The organism is Micrococcus sp. LASM2_SD2, assembly GCF_057364565.1.
In genome coordinates this window covers 1-2,191 of the sequence record NZ_JBNFOB010000308.1, presented here as the reverse complement: position 1 = coordinate 2,191, position 2,191 = coordinate 1, and the positions used below count along the sequence as shown (strand labels likewise).

General features: G+C 73.3%; 3 protein-coding genes. 1 reads left to right on the top strand and 2 read right to left on the bottom strand.

Features of this window, described 5'->3' with window-relative positions; genetic code table 11:
* Nucleotides 1–163: 163 nt before the first annotated feature.
* Nucleotides 164–529 (bottom strand): hypothetical protein, encoded by a 366-nt coding sequence (locus tag AC2W7A_RS11780; RefSeq protein WP_485991508.1) that lies wholly within the window; start codon nt 527–529, stop codon nt 164–166.
* Nucleotides 530–848: 319 nt separating this feature from the next.
* Nucleotides 849–1,082, bottom strand: coding sequence for a hypothetical protein (locus AC2W7A_RS11775; RefSeq protein WP_485991507.1), 234 nt, complete (start codon nt 1,080–1,082; stop codon nt 849–851).
* 103 nt (nt 1,083–1,185) lie between these two features.
* Between AC2W7A_RS11775 and AC2W7A_RS11770 the strand changes: the two genes are divergently transcribed.
* Nucleotides 1,186–2,088, top strand: a complete 903-nt coding sequence (locus AC2W7A_RS11770; RefSeq protein ID WP_485991506.1) for a fumarylacetoacetate hydrolase family protein — start codon at nt 1,186–1,188, stop codon at nt 2,086–2,088.
* The last annotated feature ends 103 nt before the right edge of the window (nt 2,089–2,191 follow it).

Below are 2,191 nucleotides of genomic sequence, written 5' to 3'. Positions count from 1 at the left end.
CGAGCGCGGCGTCGAGGGCCGCGGCCGCCCCGGGCCGGGCCGTCCCCCGGAGGTGCCCCACCCCATGGTGCCCAGCACGAGGGGCGAGGCGGACTGCTGAGGGGCGTGGCCGTCGTCGTGGTTCTGCATGGGGCCACGATGCCACGGCGAGGAGTGCTGGTGGTCAGCGGCCGAGGGAGGGCCACTCCTCGAGCACCTCGGCGGGGATCTGTGAGAGGGTCGGACGGCGACGGTCCTCGAGGGTGACCAGGACGTCCGGGACGACGATCGCGTCGTACACGCCCGCCCCCGGCGGGCCAGCGACGGCGTCGGAGCCGGGTGCATCGGGGACGACCGGCGCACCCGTGTACACGCCGTCCGGGCGGAGCCAGTGCAGCTCCACGAGGTAGCCGCCGTCCGTGGGCGTGACCTCGTCCACCGCCAGCAGGGCGGGGCTGTAGGCGCCCACGATGTTGGCCCTCAGGTTGACGTGGGCCTCGTCCCGCGTGTGCAGCCCGAGGAAGCCGAACACCAGGCACAGGGAGGCCACCGCCGCCCCCGCGATGCGGAGACGTTCGAAGCGGCGCAGACGGCGCCAGTCCTGCCGGTCCAGGGTGCGGACGCGCTCGGCCGGCGCGACCCCCGGCGGGAGGCAGCGCAGCCCCGCTCCCGGGCGGCGCGGCGCCGCCCCAGACGAACAGGGCGACGCCCACGGCGAGCGCCAGGACCGCGGCCGCGTAGAGCACCCGGTACTCCCAGGTGTAGACGGTCCGGTAGGGCACGTAGGAGGAGAGGACGTGGACCGGGTTCATGCGGATTTCACCGTCCGCCATGCCCCCTCGACGGAGGTCTGCGCTGCGGCCAACGGCTCAGTCCTGCTCGTCGAGCTCGACGCGGAAGCCGTCACCGTGGCCGGAGATCTCCTCCACCGCCACGACGTCGTACTTGGCCATGATGTTCTCCCTCAGGTTGCGGTCCGCCCTTTCCTGGAGCAGCAGGCCCAGGCCGGCCACGGCCACGGCCGCGGCGAGGGCGCCGGCCCCGAGGCGGCGCTGCAGCCGGGTGTCCTCGAGCAGGCGCATCACCGGACGGCGCCACTCCACAGGAGGATCTTAGCAATGACGCTGTGATCCTCATCACCGTGCAGTGCCGGGCGGGCGACGGGGTCCCTGCCGGGCCGCCCCGTGCTGTGGTGAGATGGGAGGCATGAAGCTCGCCACGTTCCGCCGCCCGTCCGAGGACGCCGCCTACCCCGGCAACACGTTCGCCGCCGTGATCACCGCCGTCGACGAGGCCGATCCGCAGATCGCCGCCGAGGCCGTGGAGATCGAGGGCTGCGCGGACGTGGGCGAGTACCTCACCGCCGAGCCCGCGGAGCAGCGCCGCATGGTGGAGGAGGCCCTCGCGGCCGCCGAGCAGGACCCGGCCCGCGTGCTCGAGGTCGCCACGCTCATGTACGAGACGCTCGTGCCGTTCCCCACCAAGGTGGTCGGCGTGGGCCTCAACTACCGGGACCACATCAAGGAGACGGGACTGGAGTCCCCCGAGCACCCCACCCTCTTCGCGAAGTTCGCGCAGTCCCTCACCGGCGCCCTGGACGACGTGGAGGTCCCGGAGGAGGACCACCGCCTCGACTACGAGGGCGAGCTGTGCATCGTCATCGGCGAACCCGGCCGCCGCATCCCCGAGTCCCAGGCCGCCGAGCACATCGCCGGCTACGCCGTGGCGGACGACGTCTCCGTCCGCGGCTTCCAGGGCCGCACCTCCGAGTGGCTGCAGGGCAAGGTCTGGGACGCCTCCACCCCGGTGGGCCCCTGGCTGGTGACCCCGGACGAGTTCTCCTCCAAGGCGGAGATCACCACCACCGTCAACGGGGAGAAGCGCCAGTCCGCGAAGGCCCTGGACGTGGTGTTCACCCCGGAGCAGATCGTCTCCTACCTCTCCCAGATGGTGACCCTGCACCCCGGCGACCTGATCATGATGGGCACCCCGGCCGGCGTCGCGCTGGGCCGCAAGCGCAAGGACGGTCGGCGCCCGTGGCTGGTCTCCGGGGACGTCGTGGAGGTCGAGATCTCCGGGCTGGGCCGCCAGCACACCGAGATCCGGTGAGCGGCGCCCAGGACTGCGCCGCTGGGCCGGAGGCCTCCCCCGCCGACGGCGGCCGTCTCCCTGCTGCCGTGGGGATCCTCGGCGCCGGCCGGGCCGGCACGGG

Bases quoted from the DNA above. Each gene is read 5' to 3' on its own strand.
- AC2W7A_RS11770 (WP_485991506.1), top strand. From the start codon at position 1,186: ATGAAGCTCGCCACGTTCCGCCGCCCGTCCGAGGACGCCGCCTACCCC.